Source organism: Mesorhizobium sp. L-8-3, assembly GCF_016756615.1.
Lineage (GTDB): Bacteria > Pseudomonadota > Alphaproteobacteria > Rhizobiales > Rhizobiaceae.
The window spans coordinates 3,257,735-3,277,409 of record NZ_AP023262.1; the positions used below are offsets into that span (position 1 = coordinate 3,257,735).

Here is a 19,675-nt window from a genome sequence, read left to right on the forward strand (position 1 = left end):
AAACGATAACGATTTCCATGGGATCGCAACGGCTGTTCCTGCTGGGACAGACCGCCTTCGCGCGCGCAACCATTGTCCGCCCGCGCCTGGAAGGAGGCGGCGTGAGACAATTGTTCTTCCCATCCCGGAGCCGACCGGAACCGCCATCCTCCACGGCAGCCTGAGGTTGATGACGTCTTGTCTGCAATTCATGCTAAATTTCATCGACAAAAATTGTCTACAATCTGGTTGACAAAGGTCGTGCTTTGGCCGATCGTATTCGAAGACCAGCCGTTGCCGACGATCAGGAAAGCCGATGGCGATGACCGACAGGTCGAGCAGGTCCTGATCCGCGCCGACAACAAGCCACTGGCTGACGCGCCTCGGCGAGTGACCCGGCGGCGGCCGCGGCCGCCCAACAGCAAGATCCCCGCCAAGGGGACTTAGGAACCTCTATCGGGAGAACATTCGAATGCTCAAAAAGCTGACCCTTGCCGCCGTCGTGGCGGCAAGCCTGACCACCGTTGCCAACGCCGAAACGCTCAAATGGGGAGCATCGCGCGACATCTACTCGGTCGATCCATATTCCTACGGCGACAGTTACACCCTGGCTTTCCTGAACCATGTCTACGAAGGGCTCGTCCGCTACGACGCCAAGCTGGAGATCGAACCCGCGCTGGCGACGTCGTGGGAGATGGTTTCGGACACGGTGTGGCGGTTCCATCTGCGCAAGGGCGTGAAATTCCACAACGGCGCGGATTTCACCGCCGACGACGTGCTGGCCTCGCTCACACGGGTGAGCGATCCCGTGTCGCCGCTGCGCGGCAATCTGCCGGCCTACAAATCCGCCAAGAAGATCGACGACTTCACCATCGACATCGAACTGGTCGGTCCCTATCCGCTGCTTCTGAACGACCTCACCAACATCCATGTGTTCGATGCCACCTGGCTCGCGGACAACAACTCGCTCAAGCCGACCGACGTCGGTGCCCAGATCGAGGGTTATGCGACCTACAACGCCAACGGCACGGGACCGTTCGTGCTGGAAAGCCGCGTGCCGGACAGCAAGACGGTGCTGAACAGGAACACGAACTGGTGGGACAAGCCGCAAGGCAATGTCGACCGCATCGAGTTCACGCCCATCACCTCGGCAGCGACGCGTGTCGCGGCCCTTCTGTCCGGCGAGATCGACTTCACCGAGAACGCGCCCGCCCAGGATCTTCCGCGGCTCGCCGCGCAGCCCGGACTGAAGATCATGGAGCGCACCGACCTGCGCACCGTGATGCTCGGCTTCAACCGCAAGCCCGAGCTGGCGAACGGCGCCGACAACAAGTTCAACGACCTGCGCGTGCGCCAGGCCTTCGCGCATGCGCTCGACCCGAAGCTCATCCAGAAGCGCATCATGCGCGGCAAGTCCAGGACGGCCGGCGCCATCATCGCCCCCGATATCCCGGGCTATGTCGAGGCGCTCGATGCCGTGGTCCCTTATGATCCGGACCTGTCGAAGAAGCTGCTTGCGGAAGCCGGCGCCAGCGACCTGCCTTTCACCCTGGTGTGCACGACCGACGCCTATGTGAATGAAGAGGAGCTATGCCAGGGGCTCGTCAACATGCTGAGCCGTGCCGGTTTCAAGCCCCAGCTCGACATCGCACCCACGGCCGTCCAGGCACCCAAGCGTACGGGCGGCCTCGCCGACGTCTATCTGATCGGCTGGGCGAACGAGCCGATGCTCGACAGCTATTCCATCCTGCTGCAGATGATCAGGACGAAGACCGACAAGGCCGGCGTCTTCAACTGGGGCGGCTGGAGCTATCCCGAGATCGATGATCTCGTCATCAAGGCCTCGACCGAACTCGATCGCGCCAAGCGCCTGGCCATGCAGACCAAAGCGCTGGAAATGGCGAAGCGGGAGATCGTGATGCTGCCGTTGCACCAGCAGCCCATGGCCTGGGTGATGAGCGACAAGATCGACGGCATCGCCCAACTCGCCGACAACAAGCCGCGGCACTGGCTCACGCATTTCAAGCAGTAGTCCTCAGGCGGGAGCCGCAACGCCGGGCGCTGCGGCTCCCGCCCAACTCGCGAGGATCCAGATGCTGGTCTTCATCATCAGCCGCATCACCAATGCGATCATGGTCATGCTGGCGGTCGCGATGCTGGCTTTCCTGATCTTCCGCCTCACCGGCGATCCGGTCGAGCTCATGGCCAACGAGCAGATGACGCAGGCCGATCGCGACGAACTGCGGGAGAGGCTCGGCCTCAATGACGGCATCGTCACGCAGTTCGCCCGTTTCGTGGTGAATGCCGCGCAAGGCGATTTCGGCATCTCCTACCGGAACGGGCAGGACGTGCTGACGCTGATCGCCGACCGCTTTCCGGCGACGCTGGAACTCGTGCTGATGGCGACGCTGATCTCGCTCGTCGTGGGTATTCCGCTCGGCGTGCTCACCGCCATCAGACGCGGCAAATGGTATTCCGAGGCCTTGCAGTTCGTCTCGATCGTCGGCGTCTCGCTGCCGAGCTTCGTCGTCGGCATACTGCTCATCCTCGTGTTCTCGGTGATCGCCGGCTGGCTGCCAGCCTTCGGTCGCGGCGACGTCGTCACGATCGGCTGGTGGTCGACCGGCCTTCTCACGCCATCCGGACGCGCCGCGCTGATCCTGCCGGCGATCGCCCTGTCCCTCTACCAGATCACGCTGATCATGCGTCTGGTGCGCGCCGAGATGCTGGAAGTGCTGCGTTCGGACTATGTGAAATTCGCGCGCGCCCGCGGCATTCCGCGCTGGCGTATCCATTTCCGTCACGCACTCAGGAACTGCCTGATGCCCGTCGTCACCATGACGGCCATGAATATCGGCTCGCTGATCGCCTTTGCGCTGATCACCGAGACCGTCTTCCAATGGCCCGGGATGGGAATGCTCTTCATCCAGGCGGTGACCTTCATCGACATACCTGTGATGGCGGCTTATCTCTGCATCATTTCCTTCATCTTCGTCACGCTCAACACGCTGGTCGACATCACCTATGCGGTGATCGATCCGCGTCTGCGCAGTGCGCACTGACGGGGAGGATCGGATCGATGACGACAGACATCTCCAAATCCGAGGCAGCCGCGCGGCCGGCCATCATCCGGCGGGTTCGCGACAGCGACATCTGGTGGTCGTTCACGAACAGCAAGACGGCGATGGCCGCCGCGCTGATCCTCGCCATCCTGGTGCTGACGGCGCTGTTCGCCCCGCTGATCGCCGTGCAGAACCCCTATGACCCCGCCCAGCTCGACATGTGGAAGGCCGAGCTGCCGCCGATCTGGCAGGAGGACGGCGAATGGCCTTACCTGCTCGGCACCGACACCCAGGGACGGGACATGCTGTCGGCCATCCTCTACGGCACGCGCATCTCGATCGTGATCGGCGTGGCTTCGGTGGCGCTGTCCCTGTTGATCGGCATGAGCGCCGGTCTGGTCTCGGGCTTCTTCGGCGGCATCGTCGACAACGTCCTCATGCGCGTCGGCGACATCACCTTGTCCATACCGACGATCCTGATAGCCATCCTGGTTTCCACGGTCGTGCGCCAGATGCTTCCGGCCGATCTGCGCGAGGTGGGGGCGTCGGCCGTGCTCGTGCTTGCCATCGCCCTGTCGGCCTGGGTGCAATATGCGCGCACCGTGCGCGCGCAATGCATCGTCGAGCGCGGCAAGGAATATGTCCAGGCCGCGCGGCTGCTCAAGGTTCCCGCCCGCCGCATCATGGCGCGCCATATCCTGCCGAACACGCTGACGCCGGTGCTCGTGGCAGCCACACTGAATTTCGGCATGGCGATCCTGACCGAGGCGACCTTGTCGTTCCTCGGCATCGGCATGCCGCCCGGCCAGCCGTCGCTCGGCACGCTGATCCGCATCGGAAATCAGTTCCTGTTCTCCGGCTCCTGGTGGATCGTGGTGTTTCCGGTGATGCAGCTCTGCCTGCTCGTCGTGGCGGTCAACCTCCTGGGTGACTGGCTGCGCGACGTGCTCAATCCGAAACTGAGGTAGCGACCGATGAACGACCTGTTGCTTCGCAATGTCCGGCCCTTCGCCGGAGCCGAATGCGACCTGCTCATCCGCGACGGCATGATCGCCGCGATCGGGCGCTACGAACCGGAGCCCGGCATGCCGGTGGAGGACGGAGGCGGCGCGATCGCGATCCCGGGGCTGATCGATGCGCATACCCATCTCGACAAGACGACCTGGGGCATGCCCTGGCATGTGAACAACCGGCGTGCCGTGCTGCGCGAACGGATCGACTTCGAACGCGAGCAGCGCAGCGCCATCGGCATCGACCCGCACCGGCAGTCGATGCGCCATGCGATCGGCCTGGCCGCGCACGGGGCCACCCATATCCGCAGCCATGTCGACATCGACACCACGCACGGGCTTGCCATCGTCGACGGCGTCATGGAAACGCGCGAGAAGCTCAGGGGCGTCATCGACATCGAGATCGTCGCCTTTCCGCAATCGGGCGTCATGGTGATGCCCGGCACCGTGGAACTGCTCGACGCGGCGCTCAGCCAGGGATGCGAGGTGCTCGGCGGCATTGACCCCTGCGGCATCGACCGCGATCCCAAGGGCCAGCTCGATGTGCTTTTCGGCCTGGCGGCGAAACACCAGTGCCCCATCGACATCCATCTGCACGAGGCGGGCGAGCTCGGCGCCTTCACCATGGAACTGATCTTCGAACGGGTCCGGGCCAACGGCATGCAGGGCAAGGTCGCGATCAGCCATGCCTTCGCGCTCGGGATGAACGACTATCTGCGTGTCGGCCAGCTGATCGCGCAACTCGCCGAGCTCGACATCGCCATCGTCACCACCGGCGCGCCGTCGGCGACGGTTCCATCGATCATGCGGCTGAAGGAGGCCGGCGTGCGGGTGGGGGCCGGCTGCGACGGCATTCGCGACACCTGGGGACCCTGGGGCCAGCCCGACATGCTCGACCGGGCAAAGGTCATCGGCATGAAGAACGGGCTGAGGCAGGATCGCGAACTCGAGCATGTGCTGGCGATCGTCTCGCAGGGCGGCGCCGACGTCATGCGCCTCGACGGCTACGGTCTCGCCGTGGGCTGCCGTGCCGACCTCACCCTCCTGACCGGCGAGACGCTCGCGCATGCCGTGGTCGACGTCGCGCCGCGACCGCTGGTGGTCAAGGGCGGGCGTGTCACGGCGCGCGAAGGCCGGCCCATGGTGGACATGCCATGAGCGAGGACATGCTCGAAACGCTGGCGCTCGGAAAGCGGCCGGATGGCCGCACGCTGCTGACGGCGGCCTGGGTGCTCGGGCACGGGGAGGGTGGGCACCGCCTGCTGAGGAACGGCGAGGTCGTGATCGAAGGCGGCGCGGTGCTGTTCGTCGGACATCGCTTTCCGGGCGAAGTCGCAAGGCGCATCGATTTCGGCAATGCGCTGATCAGCCCGGGCTTCATCGATCTCGACGCCTTGTCCGATCTCGACACGACGATCCTCGGCATCGACCACCATCCGGGCTGGGCCAAGGGGCGGGTGTGGCCGCGCTCCTATGTCGAGGCCGGCCCCTATGAGATGTATTCGCCGGACGAGCTCGTCTTCCAGAAGCGCTTCGCCTTCGGCCAGCTTCTGCTCAACGGCATCACGACGGCGGCGCCGATCGCCTCGCTCTTCTATCGCGAATGGGGCGAGACCGTCGCCGAGTTCGATGCAGCGGCTTCAGCCGCCGGCGATCTTGGCCTCAGGGTCTATCTCAGCCCCGCCTACCGCTCCGGCGGCATGGTGCTCGATGGTCCCGGGCAGATGTCGCCCGTCTTCGACGAGGAGCGCGGCTTCGCCGGCCTGAAGGATGCGATCGACTTCATCGGCCGCCAGACCGGCCGCTTCGGCGATCTCGTGCGCGGGCTGCTTGTTCCGGACCGTGTCGAGACCTGCACCGCCGAGCTGCTGCGCCGCACGGACGCAGCCGCGCGGGACCTCGGCTGCAGGATCCGCCTGCATATGGCGCAGGGCTCGATGGAGGTCGACACCGTCGCCAGGCTGCACGGCTCGACCGCTCCGGCCTGGCTCGCCCGCTCGGGGCTGCTCAGCGACCGTCTGATCGCGCCTCATGCCACCAACGCCACCGAGGAGGATCTCGACCTCTATGCGGAGCATGGGGTGTCGATCGTGCATTGCCCGCTGGTCTCGGCGCGTGGCGGCAGCACGCTGAACTCGTTTTCGAAGTGCCGGCAGCGCGGCGTGAACATCGCCATGGGAACCGACACGGCGCCCGCCGACATGCTGATGAACCTGCTGATCGGGCTGATCACCTGCCGCATCGACGACCGCGCATCTGACCGGGTGCGTTGCGCCGATCTGTTCGATGCCGCCACGCTCGGAGGGGCGCGCGCGCTGGGCCGCGACGATCTCGGGCGCCTGGCGCCCGGGGCGCGCGCCGACATCGCCGTGTTCGGTCTCGACGACGCGGTCATGACCCCGTCGATCGACCCGATCACGACCCTGGTCACCGGCGGGTCCGGCAAGGTGACGCAGGCCGTGTTCGTCGACGGGCGGCTTTCCATGCGGCACGGCGAGGTCGCCGGCATCGACATGAAGGTGGCGCGTCGCCGTGCGCAGGCGCAGTTCGATCGCCTGGTCGCCAAATATCCCGAGCGCAGCTGGGGCCATCCGCCGGTGTCGGAGATCTTTCCTCCCAGCTACCCAATCGAGGGTGATCCCCATGGCTGACGCCAGCGAAAAACCCGTACTTGATGTCCGCAACCTCAAGGTCGAGTTTCCCGGCCGCCGCGGCGTCGCCACGGCATTGTCCAATGTCAGCCTGTCGATCCGTGCGGGCGAGATACTCGGCGTGGTGGGCGAGTCGGGCGCCGGCAAGTCGATGACCGGGCTGGCGATCCAGGGGCTGCTCGAACACCCGGGCCGCATTGCCGAGGGCGAGATATGGCTTGCTGGCCGTCGCATCGACAATCTCGACGATCGCGCGATGCAGAAGATACGCGGACGCGAGATCGGCGCGATCTTCCAGGACCCGCTGACCTCGCTGAACCCGCTGTTCACGGTGGGGGCGCAATTGACCGAGACGATCCGCCAGCATCTCGGCTCCGGCAAGGCAGAGGCCAGGCAGCGCGCCGTCGCCCTGCTCAAGGATGTCGGCATCCCGTCGCCGGAAGAGCGCGTCGACCAGTATCCCCACCAGTTCTCAGGCGGCATGCGCCAGCGCGTCGTCATCGCGCTGGCTCTCGCGACCTCGCCGAAGCTCGTCATCGCCGACGAGCCGACCACGGCGCTCGACGTTTCGATCCAGGCGCAGATCACGGCACTGCTGCGCCGGCTGTGCAAGGAGAAGCGCACGGCGGTGATGCTGGTGACGCATGACATGGGCGTGATCGCCGAGACGGCCGACAAGGTGGCGGTCATGTATGCCGGGCGGCTGGTGGAGATCGGCCCGGTCGACCAGGTGCTGCGCGCTCCGACGCACCCCTATACGCGCGGCCTGATGGCCTCCATCCCCGCGCTCGGCGCGCGGGTCGAGCGTCTCAACCAGATCGACGGGTCGATGCCGCGACTGGACGCGATCCCGCCGGGTTGCGCCTTCAATCCGCGCTGCGGGTCGGCGGGGTCCCGGTGCTTCCGCGAGCGGCCGGAACTCATGCCGGTCGGGACGGGCGCCAGCGCCTGCTGGCTGAACATGGGAGGAACCGCATGACTGCCGCATCGGCATCGGCGCCGGCTCTGCGCGTCGAGAACCTGGTCAAGACATTCGACGTCTCCGCTCCCTGGCTGAACCGCCTGGTGGAGCGCAAGCCCCGACAGTATCTGAGGGCCGTCAACGACATAAGTTTCACCGTTCCGATGGGCGGGTGTCTCAGCCTCGTCGGGGAAAGCGGCTGCGGCAAGTCGACGGTCGCGCGCCTCGTCACCGGTCTCTACAGAGCGAACAGCGGCGAGATGCGTTTCGCGCCGGGGCAGGACGGAGAGCCGCTGTCTGCGCAGATGATCTTCCAGGATCCCTATGCCTCGCTCAATCCGCGCTGGCGGGTCAAGAACATCATCGCCGAGCCGCTGCGCGAGATGAAGCTGCGCAGATCCGCCGCGGAGATCAAGGAGCGGGTCGACGAACTGCTGCGGACCGTGGGCCTGTCCGTCTCGGACGGCGACAAGTTCCCGCACGAATTCTCCGGCGGCCAGAGGCAGCGCATCTCCATCGCGAGGGCGCTGGCGGGCGAGCCGAAGTTCCTTGTCTGCGACGAGCCGACGTCGGCGCTCGACGTCTCGGTGCAGGCCCAGGTGCTCAACCTGATGCGCCGGCTGCAGGACGAATTCGGCCTGACGTTCCTGTTCATCAGCCACGACATGAGCGTGGTGCGCCACATGTCCGACCGCATCGCGGTCATGTATCTCGGCCGTATCGTCGAGGAGGGCGAGACCGAGGAACTCTTCGCACGGCCGCGCCATCCATACACACAGTTGCTGCTGCAGACGATCCCGAACATCCAGAAGCCGCATCGCGACCGCACGGTTGCCGCCGGCGAGGTGCCGAGTCCGCTCAAGCCGCCTTCGGGCTGTCCGTTCCACCCGAGATGTCCCGTCGCGACCGCCCGCTGCTCGGCGGAGCTGCCCGAGATGCGCACGCTCGGCAGCGGCACGCGTGTCGCCTGCCACTTGGTCGAGGAGGCGTGACGATGCGGCGAGCCGCCTATGCCAGGGCCGCCCTCAGATCGTGCGACATGTCGCGAACCTCGCGCAGGTCGAGTTCGGATTCGACATGGTCCAGATGATGCTCCATCAGCCGCGAAGCCCTTTCGACATCGCCGGCCGCGATCGCTTCGACGATCTCGTCATGCTCGTCGGGTCCGCAGTTGAAGCGCGCCGTGTTGCGATAGATCGCCGTGATCAGCGAGGTGCGCGAGATCAGGTCACGCATCATGCCGAACAGGAAATCCGAGCCGGAAAGTTCCGCCAGAAGCAGGTGGAAACCGCCGGAGAGCTTGATGATGTCGGTCGTGACATCGTTCGCGTTGGCGACCCGTTCGCTGGCGACATGGCTGCGCAGCCTGGCGACATCGGCCCTGGAGAGCATCTGGCCGATCCTCTCCACCACGCAGCGTTCCACGGAGCGGCGTACGAAGAAGACGTCCCGCGCCTCGTCGACCGAGGGCTTGCAGACGAACGCGCCGCGATTGGGGATGATGGTCACCAGCCCCTCGCGCTCCAGCGCGGCGAGCGCCTGGCGGATGCGGGCGCGGCTGACGTCGAAAATCTCGGACATCTGGCCTTCCTTCAACTGAACGCCGGGCCGCAGCCTGCGCTCGGCGATGGAGAGCCATACTTTTTCGACGATCTGCTGCGTCGAGATGCCTGCTTGTTCGGCCATGCCTCTGTCCCTGCGCCATGACGGACAATCGCCACCAGCCGACAAAAGTCAACCACGGGCAGCTCGACGCCAGCCCATTTTGTGGACAATAGAAGCCAGTTTTGTAGGCAATAGATGGGAACTCAGACGAGGCATGCAATGGAGTTCGATTTCACCGTGCTGGAGCCGGAGAGCCGCTATCGGCTGCTGACCAATTTCGTCGGCCCGCGGCCGATCGCGCTGGTCACGACCCGGTCCGCCAACGGACGCGGCAATGCCGCGCCGATGAGCTTCTTCAACGTGTTCTCGCATGAGCCGCCGATCGTCGTGCTGGGCATCCAGCCGCGGCTCTCTGGCGAGGACAAGGACACCGTCATCAACATCCGCCGCAGCGGCGAGTTCGTCGTGAACATGGTCGACATGGCGCTGTCCCAGCAGATGCTTATCTGCGGCCTCGCCTTCGAAAGCGATGTGGACGAACTTGAAATGGCCAGGTTGCCGACCGCCCGGTGCAGCCAGATCGACGCGGACTATGTCGCCTCATCGCCCTGCTCCTTCGAGTGCCGGGTGGAGCGGCTGATCGAATATCCGCGCCGCGTTCTGGTGCTCGGCGAGGTCGTGCACATGCATGTGCGCCGCGAGTGCCTCGACGAGGCAGGGCGCTACGTCAATCCGGACACCTACCAGCCGATCGCTCGCCTTCACGCCGACAACTACATCACCTCCGACCGCCAGTTCGTGCTCAAGGCGCCCGCGATCGCGGATGTCATCGAGGCGTCGGAACGCATGGAATGAGGACCTTTCGTCGTGCATATTCGTCTCATCAATCCCAATTCGACGGCCTCGATGACCGCTCAGGCGCTTGAAAGCGCCCTGCGCGTCGCTCAGCCGGGCACGCTGGTGACGGCGGTCAATCCGGCTGGGACGCCGGTCAGCATCGAGGGCAGCGCCGACGAGGCGATGGCCGTCTCCGGCATGCTTGCGGAAATCCGCAAAGGGGAAGGCGAGGGCGTCGACGCCTATGTCATCGCCTGCTTCGACGACCCCGGGCTGCATGCGGCCCGGGAGGTGGCCAAGGGGCCCGTCATCGGTATCTGCCAGGCGGCGGTGCAGGTGGCGATGACCATCAGCCGCCGTTTCTGTGTCGTCACCACCCTGCCGCGCTCCGTCCCGATCATCGAGGATATCGTGCAGGCCTATGGCGCGGGGCATCATTGCCGCGCCGTGCGCGCCATCGATCTGCCGGTGCTGGGGCTGGAGGAGGATCCGGAGACGGCGGAACGCCTCCTGATCGATACGATCGAGCTTTCGAAGACCGCCGACAGGGCCGAGGCCATCATCCTGGGATGCGCGGGAATGTCGAGCCTGTGCGAGCGGCTGGCCACCTCGACTGGCGTGCCCGTCATCGACGGCGTCACAGCCGCGCTGAAGATCGCCGAAGCCCTCGTCGGTGCGGGTTACGCGACGTCGAAGGTCAATGCCTACGACTATCCCCGGAGGAAGGGACTGGGCGGCCGGGCGACAAGCATCGGAAGCCGGGCGGGCATGGCCTTGCCGGAGAACGCCTGATGGGGCGCATCAAGACCGTGGCCTTCGCGCGAAGCCCTGGATCCGGGGCGGAATGAGGGCCGTCGCCGCCTCCCGCACACAGATGCCCAGCCCTGAATTTGCGGGCCGAAACATATCGACCCGGCAGATCGAGGAGAAGATCTGGCTGGCGATCGCCGAACGGCGATTATGTCCCGGCGTGCAGCTCAAGGAGGGGCAGCTCTCCGGCATATTCAATGTGAGCCGGGCCAGGATTCGGCAGGTGCTGTCGGCGCTTCAGCGCGACGGCCTCGTGAGGATCATCCCCAATCGCGGTGCGTTCGTGGCCCGGCCCTCCACGCAGGAGGCGCAAGACGTGTTCGGCGTGCGCCGGATGGTGGAACAAAGGGTGGTCGAGCGCGTGGTGGAGCGCGCCTCAGGGGCCGATATCGAGCGCCTGCGCCGCCATGTCGGGATGGAACGCGAAGCGATCGACCATGCCGCAACCACTGAGATCATCAGGCAATCCGGCGGTTTCCACCTGCTTCTGGCCGAGATCACGCAGTCGGCCTTCCTGACGGGAGCGATGCGCGACCTCGTCACGCGCAGCTCGCTGATCACTGCCATCTATCGCAAGACGGATTGCCGAAACTGCGGTCCGGACGGGCACGAAAGCCTGGTCGAGGCGATCACCCGACGCGACCGGGAGAAGGCCATGGCCCTGATGATCCATCATCTGGAGCATCTCGAGGCGGAACTCGACCTGGCCGTCACGCCACCGGCGTCGGACGATCTTCGCCGGGCGCTGGCATGAGTGCTTCGCCGCGACGGAATAGATCACAATGATTGTGGACTGTCCGCATGGATTGAACCGGTCCTTCGACGGGGTCGGCCTGCCACGCGTCGGTTCGCGTTTCGAAGGCCATGCCGCGGCCTTCATGCCGGTCGCGCAAAAAATGCGCGTCCATCGAGTGATTCCATGTCACGCGAAACCGCCGGGGAACGTCTTATGTTCTGACCCACAACACAGGAGCAGGACATGGGCCCGAGATTGAACCCGTACGACGAAGCGCCAGACGCCATGAAGGCCATGCTGTCGCTGGATGGGTTTGTGCGCAAAAGAGGGATCGACGAGCAGCTCTACTGGCTGGTGAAGATCCGTGCCTCGCAGATCAACGGATGCGCCTACTGCATCCATATGCATACAAGAGAAGGCCGGGCGGCCGGGATCAGCGAGGACCGCATGCATCTGCTCCCGGCATGGCGGGAATCTCCGCTCTACAGCGCGAAGGAACGGGCTGCCCTTGCCTGGACGGAGTCGCTGACGCTGCTGCCCGAGACCGGCGCGCCGGATGACGTCTTCGAAGCGCTGCGGGCCGAGTTCGGGCCGAAGGAGATCGTCGACCTGACGCTGCTGATCGGCACGATCAACGTCTGGAACAGGATCGCCGTCGGGTTCCGAAGCCTCCATCCGGTATCGACGGATACGAGCAACCGGTAGTACCGATCGCAGCATCGCACCCGGAGCAACCCGGGTGCGATATTGAGAACGGAGAGCATAGCCAGGCTTCGTCCGCGGGTTCTCCGCGGCTATGCCAGGATTTTGGAGTGGGTGGAGATGAACGGGCTGCCTCTGGCGGAGTTCGAGAAATATCGAAGCGCCATGTTCGGGATCGCCTACCGGATGCTGGGATCGGTCTCCGACGCCGAGGATATCCTCCAGGACGCCTATCTGCGCTGGCATGACGCCGATCGGAGAGAGGTCGAGAGCCCGCGCGCCTTTCTGTCCAGTATCGTGACGCGTCTGTGCCTCGACAGGTTGAGGAAGGTGCGTCGCCAGCGCGAAGACTATGTCGGGCAATGGCTGCCGGAGCCGCTTCTGGAGCGGTCGGACACAAGCGTGCAGCCTCCGGAGCACATAGATCGCGACGTGTCGACGGCGTTGATGCTCGCTTTGGAGCGGCTCTCTCCGCTCGAACGCGCTGCCTTCATTCTTCACGACGTCTTCGACATGAGTTTCGAAGAGCTTTCGGCGAGCATCGGAAGACCCGAGGCGACATGCCGCCAGCTTGCCAAGCGGGCGCGCGCGCATATCGCCGATGCCCGACCCCGGTTTACCTACGCCCAGGCCGAGGGCGAGCGTATCGCCCATGCGTTTTTCCGCGCCGCCCGGGACGGTGATCGCGCCGGGCTCCAAACCATCCTCGCGGAAGATGTTCGCCTTCACTCGGATGGTGGAGGCAAGAAGCTGGCCGCGCTCAATGTCCTGGCCGGGGCGTCGCGCGTGTCCGCCTTCTTCATCGGCATTGCATCCAAGAGCGTGCTGACCCGGCCCATCTGGACCAAGGCCGCGACGATCAACGACCATCCCGGACAGATCTCCGTCGAAAGCGACGGAACGCTGCAGACGCTTTCGGTGGAAGTTGAGGGCGATCGCGTCACGGCGATCTACTTCACCCGAAATCCCGACAAACTCTCGCATCTCCTTTCGGAGTTGCCGCCGGAGGTCGCGGAAAGGGTCACCCCGGCAAGAGAAAAGGACATCGGGTGAAGCGCCCAGTCCGGAGCCGGCGGTGCTGGTCCTCGATGCCGGGAAATCGGTCATCACGGCGTTCGACCAGATCGAATCCGACGCCTTGCGCCCACGAGCGACGTCGGCCTGGGGACCGACAAGTCCCTGCACGGCGGGAGCATCTGGCGTAAGGGTCAAGGCGCGCGTAAGCTCTGGCGAAAGCCGGGTGGGTCGATGTGCGGACGGGTGCATATCAAGACGAGTCTGGACGAGATGCTGCGGGCGTTCGCCTTCGCTCGCGGCGACCCCGAAGTCGACCGCGCCGCCAACCAGTTTCCGAGATACAATGGAGCGCCGGGGCTCGACTATCCGCTCATCGTCCGCGACGTCGTGCGCGATGCAGCGGAACCGGTGTTCGGCCCGTCATTCATGATGGCCCGATGGGGCCTCATCCCGCATTTCGCGAAGGCTAGGAACGAAGGTTTCAAGCATATCAATGCGCGGTCGGAGAGCGTCGCCACGAACGGCATCTTCAGGAACGCATACCGGTCCCGCCGTGCGCTGATGCCGGTGACAGGCTATTTCGAGTGGCACGACAAGTTCGGGACGGGGAAGAGCAAGGACAAGCAGCCCTATGCGATCGCGATGGCAGACGATTCCCCTTTCTGCCTGGCTGCGATCTGGCAGGCATGGCGCGATCCGGAAACGCATGAGCCGGTCCGCAGCTTCTGCATCCTGACCTGCCCGCCAAACGAGATGATGGCGAAGATCCACGACCGCATGCCGGTGATCCTGGCGCGCGCGGATTATGAGCGGTGGCTGGGCGGCGAGATCGATCCTGCCGATATGCTGAAACCGTTCCCCAGCGGACTGATGAAAATGTGGCCGATCGACAGGAAGGTCGGCAACAGCAAGAACGATACGCCTGATGTGCTCGACGAGATCGATCCCGACTCGCAGGATCTGTTCTGAGCGACAGCGACGAACTCCGCCGGCACCGCCGATGACGCGAAGAATGCGCAGCAAGGGCAGACCGGCACCCCTGCCACTCGCTTCCAGTGAGAGACGGGTCGGCTATGTTTTTTCATTCTAAATCAGTAACCTACTTGCATATACCTTGTCAGCCTTCTTGAGTTTGAGAAGTGGGTGGCAGGGATACCGAAGAATTCTCAGACTAAGCGCATCTGCGATTTGCTGCGTTCGAAGCCAGTTCACCCGCTGCCCGATATGTTTGCCAACTGAGAACGGATCACGAAGCTTCAAGGCGCACTTGCCTCAAGGGGATGGTTCACTCGCGTGAACGATCCGCAGCTCTCGGATCTTTGGTTTATCCGCCTGGATCGCGCCCAACGCTAAATCCGAGGCTATCACTGAAGGCCCGCCGCCCTGAGGACCTCCGGATCGGGCGTGCGGTGGGCGTGCGGCTTGCAATAATCGGGGTAAATCGCCTTGTATCCGGCCAGGGTCGCGATCGGCGCCAGGATTGCAAAGAGCACGCGCTGGACCGGCGGCGGCGGATGGGTGAAGACGACGACATCGGCAAACTCCCGGGCGATGAGCGATCCCTGCAGCGGGTTGGGTCGACCCTTGCGGTCCACCTTGCCATCGTTGGCCAGGCCGAAGAGCATCCCGATCAGCATCTCGAAGCGATTGGGGTCGATGTTTTCCGCGCCCGGCGCCTTGTCCACCTCCACAAGCACATGCGCCTCGTCCACGGTGCTGGCATTCCACCAGTCATGGGGCACGCCCGGTTCCACAGTGGCCGATTGTCCGGGCTCCAGGACGAGTGCGCGGCCGCCGATGCGTGCGTTGAGCTGGCCTCGGAGCACCGTGAAGCGCTCGACCATGTGCGGATGAAAATGCTCGCCGACGACCGCCGCACCGGGCCTGGCCGTCAAGTGAGCAATGCCGGGTCCGTCGCCGCGATCCTCGCTGCCGCGCAGGACGACCGCATATTCTCCCGTCACCCTGTTTTCGTAGACATCGCCGCAGCGAGACATGGCGTTCCGTCCTCGGTGCCTCATAATACATGGTGAGCCGTCGTCGGCGAAGACGCAGCATGGATCCCGACAACCCGAAGTCGTCTCGGCCGGCACGGCGATCTTTCACGCAGCGCCTCCGCCACATGTTGCAAAGTCATCGCCGCCACAGGCAAGATGGTCCCGAATTGAGCGGAGGCATGCGTATGAGCCTCGATGAACAGACGGTCAGAAGGATTTTCACCGGTCTCGAACATGGCGACGGAGATGCTTTCTTCGACCATGTCGCCGATGACGTCGACTGGACGGTGATGGGCACTCACCCGCTTGCAGGGCACTACAAATCGAAGGCCGCCTTCAAGGCCGGTACGTTCAGCAAGCTGGCCAAGGTGCTGCCCGACGGCGCCGAACTGCGCGTGACCCATGCCTTCGTCTCCGGCGACGTGGCCGTAGTCGAACTGGTGTCGGGCGCTACCGCTCGAAACGGCATGCGCTTCGACAACCATTATTGCTGGGTTGTTCGTTTCGACGGCGGGACGATCGTCGAGGTCCGGGCCTATCTCGACTCGGCCCTCGTCGCTGAACTCTTCCGGGAGAATCCGATTTGAAGGGCCGACCGGCAACGGGACCTACCGGATCAGAAAGTCCAGACATCGACCGGCGCCCTGCGGCCGCGTAGCGAAACCGATGGCGCGAGCTTGAACCCCGCCAGCAGAGGTTGACCGTCCTGGGGACCGCCGTGGCGGGCGTTCTCGACAATGTCGCTGCTCGCCACGATGCGGCAGTCGAGGTCCCGGCTCGCTGATTCCAGCCGGCTCGCTACGTTGACGGTGTCGCCAAGCACGGCGAATTCCAGCCGCCGCGAGGGGCCCACATCTCCAAGGATCACGGGTCCGTAGTGCAATCCGATCGAGACCCGGATCTCGGGGTCGCCGCGGGCTGCGCCGTCGCGGTTGAAGCCGTCCATGCGATGGATGATCTCTCTGGCTGCCTTCAGGGCATTGGCCGCGTCCGTCGGGCTGGGCTCCGGCGTGCCGAAGGTCGCCATGACGCCGTCGCCGAGATATTTGTCGAGCGTGCCGCCATATTCGAAGATCACACCCTCGACCAATGAAAGGTAGCGCCGCAACAGATCCATCACCTGGTGGGGCGTGCTGCGTTCGGACAGCTCCGTGAAGCCTACGATGTCGATGAAAAGCACGGCGACGTCCTGCGTGCGGACGGCGCCCACGTCATGATCGTCCGAGGCAAGGACATCGACCATGTTGGGGGAAAAATAGCGGGACAGATTGGCGCGTTCGGCGGCGATATAGGCTTGCTTCATCAGCAGCTCATTCGACCTCCAGCCCCTCAAGGCCAGTATGCCGGCCACAAGCATGAAGACCACCAGTTCCTGGATGCGCTGCGAGATCTGCGGGTTGTTCGGGTCAAGCGCCTCGACCATGTCGGGATAGGCCGAAAAGGCGCTGACGGCTGCTTCGTGAAGTGAGGGGTTCTCCCGCCCGAAGACAGCTACGCCGACGACCGCAGCCAGCCACAACGCGGCTACCCAGGTTCCCATCGAAAAGATCGTGCGCCACGAATAGGCGAGCGTGCTGATGGCGAGGATCAGAAAGAAATAGATGAACACGTTGAAACGGTAGCTGAAGGCGGTCGGGACCCCTTCTTCTATGAACGGGCTCGGCACCACACCGATGAAGGTGAGCATCGCAAGCTCAAGGAAAATGAGCGCCAGCTCGGCACCGGAGCGACCGACTTTCGCGACCCTGAGCTGCGCCCACCCGATGGCGATGAAACCGAGCACGAAGGCTTCGTAATACAGCACCTCGATCGTCGGATTGAGAAATGGCAGCAGCAGCGCGACCACCATGAGAGCGACGGTGCGCGCCACGGTGGCGATGCGCTGGCCTTCGCGCTTGTCTTCTTCAAGCGCCTGCAACACGAAGCGGTTGGTATGCTCGCGCTGCTCGCGCTGCTCGCGCATGCGCCCTATCCATCCGAACAGGGTTGGACGCGGCATATCGTCTGCAGTTTCAGTCGCCATCGCACATGCTCCAGAGCCAGGCCCTCACAGGTTCAGGATCAGGATATCACGGCAGGCCGGATTGCCGACTGGTTGATGATCCCATATGCGCGGCCCAAGCTGAGCGCCGGCAGATGCACAATCGTCAACGGCGGCTTTATCTGCATGCCGGCCAGGAGGCGGTTGGGATGGTCTTACCCTTCCCCGGTCGCCTAATGGTCCCGCATATGCTCTAAGGGCAGCAGAACAGACAGTGGGAAAGGGTGACTTGGCAGGAACGACGGCGATCAACGTCAGCGCCATCCACAGCGGGCCACCGGAACCCTCGCGCTCCTGGAAGTGGCTCAGTATCGAGACGACACGGCCCATCGAGAGGGGCGCTGCGGAACGCAAATTCATGCATGCTGCCCTTCCGGACGGCCCCCGCCCAATTCCGCGCTTGGCCGCCGCGGCCCGGGCGCATGCCGGAATCGTGTCGGACTGCCGGCGAGAGGTTTGGGGAACAATGCGCGACGGTCAACTCCTTCGGCACTCGCATTTCGAGTGCAGGGTGGGATGAGAGCTTCGTCGCGGCTCAGATCCGGCAGGAAAGTGCTTCGCCGCTCGCGCGTGGTGTGGGGGTCGCCCCGCGTCTGGCTGCCCAGGCTGGTATTCTGGAGCGGTGCAGTCGCGATCGGCCTTGTCAGCGTTCTCTTCGCGGTGCTGGCCGACGGGGCGCAGCATCTCTTCGGGGAACTTTTCATCTCGCAGGACGGATGGCGCCATTACCTTCCGCTCGCCGTTACTCCCGCCGGTTTCGCATTGTGCGCATGGCTGGCCGCGACGGTGTTTCCGGGATCGCAAGGCAGCGGTATCCCTCAGGCGATCGCCGCGCGACATTTGCGCAACGATGAGGATCGAAGGCCTATTCTCTCGTTGCGACTCGCCCTGGGCAAGATCCTGCTGACGGTGACGGGCCTGTTCTGCGGTGCTTCGATAGGACGCGAAGGGCCAACCGTGCAGGTGGGGGCATCGGTCATGCTCACGGCTGCACGCTGGGGAGGAATGTCGCAGGAGCGTGGCCTCATCCTTGCCGGTTCGGCCGCCGGGATAGCCGCCGCCTTCAATACTCCCCTGGCGGGAATCGTATTTGCCATCGAGGAGATGGGCCGTACCTATCAGGCGCGGACGAACGGGCTGGTGCTCACGGCGGTAATCCTGGCCGGCCTTGCTTCACTCGGGCTGCTCGGCAACTACACCTACTTCGGGATGACGCGCGACACCGTTTCTATCGGCACTGACGGGGCGCTCGTGCTGGCATGCGGCATCGTCGGCGGCTTGCTGGGATCCGCCTTTTCGTCGATCGCGCTCAGGGCTACCCGCCGGATCCGGCGTTGGAACGCCCTGGCGCCGCTCCAGCGTACCGTCGTCATCGCCGCCGTCTGCGGTTCGGCGGTCGCGGCGATCGGCCTGGTTTCAGGCGGGCTGACTTTCGGCACGGGCTACGAGCAGGCGCGAAGCGCCGTCGAAGGCACGCAATTGCCCTGGTATTTCTTCCTGGCGAAGTTCGGCGCCAGCCTGTTGTCGATGATCTCCGGGATTCCGGGCGGCATCTTCGCGCCTTCTCTTGCAGTAGGCGCCGGCCTGGGATCGGCGATCGGCTCGCTGCTCGGTTCCAACATCGGGCTCGCCGCCTTGCTGGGCATGGCCGGCTACTTCGCGGGGGTTGTGCAGGCTCCCATGACCGCCTTCGTCATCATCCTGGAAATGTCGGGCAACCACGACAACGTGATCCCCCTGATGTGCGCTTCGATGCTCGGCTACGGCACGGCACGGTTGATTTCACACGAACCACTATACCATGCGCTGTCGCGGCTGTTCATCGCGGACGCCATCCGCCGGCGACGCCTCTCGTCCAGGGATGCCGAGCCATCCGCCGGGCAAGGATGACCCACGAACAGCCGTGCGCAGCGCATTGCGGCACGGATGACGTTCCGACCGCGATCTCCGAAACGCGAAGTGGTCGCGTCAAGGCCTTGCGGTATGCCTCTTTGGGGATTTCCCCTCCGCTCTCATCATGTTGCTATACCGGTGGGCCGCCACTCCTCCGCTCGCTGGTCGGGATGCCATTCAGCCGCAAGGTTCGGAGCCTCGCGGTCTTTTTCATCCGCGCTCGGGTTTCGGCCTCCACGATCGTGAGCGCTGCGGCCTTTGTGGCCCGCCACCTATCGTCGTACCCGGCCAGAGTTCTTGCCGATCGTGGCAAGCGGGGTGTGTCTCCTGCATCCTGCGCATCCAACGGTTCGTCGTCTGAGATAGAAAAATCT

General features: G+C 64.5%; 18 protein-coding genes. 15 read left to right on the plus strand and 3 right to left on the minus strand.

Annotated features, from left to right (window positions below):
* Nucleotides 1-451 precede the first annotated feature (451 nt).
* The 7 genes from JN302_RS15240 to JN302_RS15270 all read left to right on the plus strand — a co-directional run bounded on the left by JN302_RS15240 (nucleotide 452) and on the right by JN302_RS15270 (nucleotide 8,655).
* Complete coding sequence (locus JN302_RS15240; protein WP_202333447.1) at nucleotides 452-2,011, plus strand: ABC transporter substrate-binding protein; 1,560 nt, start codon at nucleotides 452-454, stop codon at nucleotides 2,009-2,011.
* Nucleotides 2,012-2,072: 61 nt separating this feature from the next.
* Nucleotides 2,073-3,041 (plus strand): ABC transporter permease, encoded by a 969-nt coding sequence (locus JN302_RS15245; RefSeq protein WP_202333448.1) that lies wholly within the window; start codon nucleotides 2,073-2,075, stop codon nucleotides 3,039-3,041.
* A 17-nt stretch (nucleotides 3,042-3,058) separates the two neighbouring features.
* On the plus strand, nucleotides 3,059-4,009 hold the full coding sequence (locus JN302_RS15250) for an ABC transporter permease (protein ID WP_202333449.1): 951 nt from the start codon (nucleotides 3,059-3,061) through the stop codon (nucleotides 4,007-4,009).
* A gap of 6 nt (nucleotides 4,010-4,015) precedes the next feature.
* Nucleotides 4,016-5,209 (plus strand): amidohydrolase family protein, encoded by a 1,194-nt coding sequence (locus tag JN302_RS15255; RefSeq protein WP_202333450.1) that lies wholly within the window; start codon nucleotides 4,016-4,018, stop codon nucleotides 5,207-5,209.
* Nucleotides 5,206-6,702 (plus strand): amidohydrolase family protein, encoded by a 1,497-nt coding sequence (locus JN302_RS15260; protein ID WP_202333451.1) that lies wholly within the window; start codon nucleotides 5,206-5,208, stop codon nucleotides 6,700-6,702. The genes JN302_RS15255 and JN302_RS15260 overlap by 4 nt, the downstream gene beginning before the upstream one ends.
* On the plus strand, nucleotides 6,695-7,681 hold the full coding sequence (locus JN302_RS15265) for an ABC transporter ATP-binding protein (protein WP_202333452.1): 987 nt from the start codon (nucleotides 6,695-6,697) through the stop codon (nucleotides 7,679-7,681). Before JN302_RS15260 ends, JN302_RS15265 begins: the two co-directional genes overlap by 8 nt.
* Complete coding sequence (locus JN302_RS15270) at nucleotides 7,678-8,655, plus strand: ABC transporter ATP-binding protein (protein WP_202333453.1); 978 nt, start codon at nucleotides 7,678-7,680, stop codon at nucleotides 8,653-8,655. Before JN302_RS15265 ends, JN302_RS15270 begins: the two co-directional genes overlap by 4 nt.
* A 16-nt stretch (nucleotides 8,656-8,671) precedes the next feature.
* Here JN302_RS15270 and JN302_RS15275 read toward each other — a convergent pair whose 3' ends face one another.
* Nucleotides 8,672-9,349, minus strand: coding sequence for a GntR family transcriptional regulator (locus JN302_RS15275; RefSeq protein ID WP_202313213.1), 678 nt, complete (start codon nucleotides 9,347-9,349; stop codon nucleotides 8,672-8,674).
* A 138-nt stretch (nucleotides 9,350-9,487) separates the two neighbouring features.
* Here JN302_RS15275 and JN302_RS15280 point away from each other — a divergent pair, with 138 nt between their 5' ends.
* The 6 genes from JN302_RS15280 (at nucleotide 9,488) to JN302_RS15305 (ending at nucleotide 14,339) form a co-directional block, all read left to right on the plus strand.
* On the plus strand, nucleotides 9,488-10,123 hold the full coding sequence (locus tag JN302_RS15280) for a flavin reductase family protein (RefSeq protein ID WP_202333454.1): 636 nt from the start codon (nucleotides 9,488-9,490) through the stop codon (nucleotides 10,121-10,123).
* 12 nt (nucleotides 10,124-10,135) lie between these two features.
* Nucleotides 10,136-10,897, plus strand: coding sequence for an aspartate/glutamate racemase family protein (locus JN302_RS15285; RefSeq protein ID WP_202313217.1), 762 nt, complete (start codon nucleotides 10,136-10,138; stop codon nucleotides 10,895-10,897).
* Between the two features lie 82 nt (nucleotides 10,898-10,979).
* Nucleotides 10,980-11,669, plus strand: a complete 690-nt coding sequence (locus JN302_RS15290; RefSeq protein ID WP_202334298.1) for a GntR family transcriptional regulator — start codon at nucleotides 10,980-10,982, stop codon at nucleotides 11,667-11,669.
* 225 nt (nucleotides 11,670-11,894) lie between these two features.
* Nucleotides 11,895-12,356: a carboxymuconolactone decarboxylase family protein gene (locus tag JN302_RS15295; RefSeq protein ID WP_202333455.1), complete on the plus strand. Its 462-nt coding sequence runs from the start codon at nucleotides 11,895-11,897 to the stop codon at nucleotides 12,354-12,356.
* Nucleotides 12,357-12,473: 117 nt separating this feature from the next.
* The gene (locus tag JN302_RS15300) at nucleotides 12,474-13,406 is read left to right on the plus strand and encodes a sigma-70 family RNA polymerase sigma factor (protein WP_202333456.1); all 933 of its coding nucleotides are present in this window, start codon (nucleotides 12,474-12,476) and stop codon (nucleotides 13,404-13,406) included.
* 195 nt (nucleotides 13,407-13,601) lie between these two features.
* A complete protein-coding gene (locus tag JN302_RS15305) occupies nucleotides 13,602-14,339 on the plus strand; it encodes an SOS response-associated peptidase (protein WP_202333457.1) in 738 nt (245 codons plus the stop codon).
* A gap of 395 nt (nucleotides 14,340-14,734) precedes the next feature.
* On the opposite strand, the gene JN302_RS15310 is transcribed toward JN302_RS15305, so the two are convergent.
* Nucleotides 14,735-15,367 (minus strand): cupin domain-containing protein, encoded by a 633-nt coding sequence (locus tag JN302_RS15310; RefSeq protein ID WP_202313227.1) that lies wholly within the window; start codon nucleotides 15,365-15,367, stop codon nucleotides 14,735-14,737.
* A 185-nt stretch (nucleotides 15,368-15,552) separates the two neighbouring features.
* On the opposite strand from JN302_RS15310, the gene JN302_RS15315 reads away from it, so the two are divergent.
* Nucleotides 15,553-15,954: a nuclear transport factor 2 family protein gene (locus JN302_RS15315; protein ID WP_202333458.1), complete on the plus strand. Its 402-nt coding sequence runs from the start codon at nucleotides 15,553-15,555 to the stop codon at nucleotides 15,952-15,954.
* A 29-nt stretch (nucleotides 15,955-15,983) separates the two neighbouring features.
* Here the strand turns inward: JN302_RS15315 and JN302_RS15320 are convergent, their stop codons facing one another.
* On the minus strand, nucleotides 15,984-17,330 hold the full coding sequence (locus JN302_RS15320; RefSeq protein ID WP_244846376.1) for an adenylate/guanylate cyclase domain-containing protein: 1,347 nt from the start codon (nucleotides 17,328-17,330) through the stop codon (nucleotides 15,984-15,986).
* 594 nt (nucleotides 17,331-17,924) lie between these two features.
* Between JN302_RS15320 and JN302_RS15325 the strand changes: the two genes are divergently transcribed.
* Nucleotides 17,925-19,298, plus strand: a complete 1,374-nt coding sequence (locus tag JN302_RS15325) for a chloride channel protein (RefSeq protein WP_202333459.1) — start codon at nucleotides 17,925-17,927, stop codon at nucleotides 19,296-19,298.
* Nucleotides 19,299-19,675: the final 377 nt, after the last annotated feature.

What these genes read in the sequence shown, in the direction of transcription:
- JN302_RS15240 (WP_202333447.1), top strand. Translation starts at nt 452, where the DNA reads ATGCTCAAAAAGCTGACCCTTGCCGCCGTCGTGGCGGCAAGCCTGACC.
- JN302_RS15245 (WP_202333448.1), top strand. Translation starts at nt 2,073, where the DNA reads ATGCTGGTCTTCATCATCAGCCGCATCACCAATGCGATCATGGTCATG.
- JN302_RS15250 (WP_202333449.1), top strand. Translation starts at nt 3,059, where the DNA reads ATGACGACAGACATCTCCAAATCCGAGGCAGCCGCGCGGCCGGCCATC.
- JN302_RS15255 (WP_202333450.1), top strand. Translation starts at nt 4,016, where the DNA reads ATGAACGACCTGTTGCTTCGCAATGTCCGGCCCTTCGCCGGAGCCGAA.
- JN302_RS15260 (WP_202333451.1), top strand. Translation starts at nt 5,206, where the DNA reads ATGAGCGAGGACATGCTCGAAACGCTGGCGCTCGGAAAGCGGCCGGAT.
- JN302_RS15265 (WP_202333452.1), top strand. Translation starts at nt 6,695, where the DNA reads ATGGCTGACGCCAGCGAAAAACCCGTACTTGATGTCCGCAACCTCAAG.
- JN302_RS15270 (WP_202333453.1), top strand. Translation starts at nt 7,678, where the DNA reads ATGACTGCCGCATCGGCATCGGCGCCGGCTCTGCGCGTCGAGAACCTG.
- JN302_RS15275 (WP_202313213.1), bottom strand. Translation starts at nt 9,349, where the DNA reads ATGGCCGAACAAGCAGGCATCTCGACGCAGCAGATCGTCGAAAAAGTA.
- JN302_RS15280 (WP_202333454.1), top strand. Translation starts at nt 9,488, where the DNA reads ATGGAGTTCGATTTCACCGTGCTGGAGCCGGAGAGCCGCTATCGGCTG.
- JN302_RS15290 (WP_202334298.1), top strand. Translation starts at nt 10,980, where the DNA reads ATGCCCAGCCCTGAATTTGCGGGCCGAAACATATCGACCCGGCAGATC.
- JN302_RS15295 (WP_202333455.1), top strand. Translation starts at nt 11,895, where the DNA reads ATGGGCCCGAGATTGAACCCGTACGACGAAGCGCCAGACGCCATGAAG.
- JN302_RS15300 (WP_202333456.1), top strand. Translation starts at nt 12,474, where the DNA reads ATGAACGGGCTGCCTCTGGCGGAGTTCGAGAAATATCGAAGCGCCATG.
- JN302_RS15305 (WP_202333457.1), top strand. Translation starts at nt 13,602, where the DNA reads ATGTGCGGACGGGTGCATATCAAGACGAGTCTGGACGAGATGCTGCGG.
- JN302_RS15310 (WP_202313227.1), bottom strand. Translation starts at nt 15,367, where the DNA reads ATGTCTCGCTGCGGCGATGTCTACGAAAACAGGGTGACGGGAGAATAT.
- JN302_RS15315 (WP_202333458.1), top strand. Translation starts at nt 15,553, where the DNA reads ATGAGCCTCGATGAACAGACGGTCAGAAGGATTTTCACCGGTCTCGAA.
- JN302_RS15320 (WP_244846376.1), bottom strand. Translation starts at nt 17,330, where the DNA reads ATGCGCGAGCAGCGCGAGCAGCGCGAGCATACCAACCGCTTCGTGTTG.
- JN302_RS15325 (WP_202333459.1), top strand. Translation starts at nt 17,925, where the DNA reads ATGAGAGCTTCGTCGCGGCTCAGATCCGGCAGGAAAGTGCTTCGCCGC.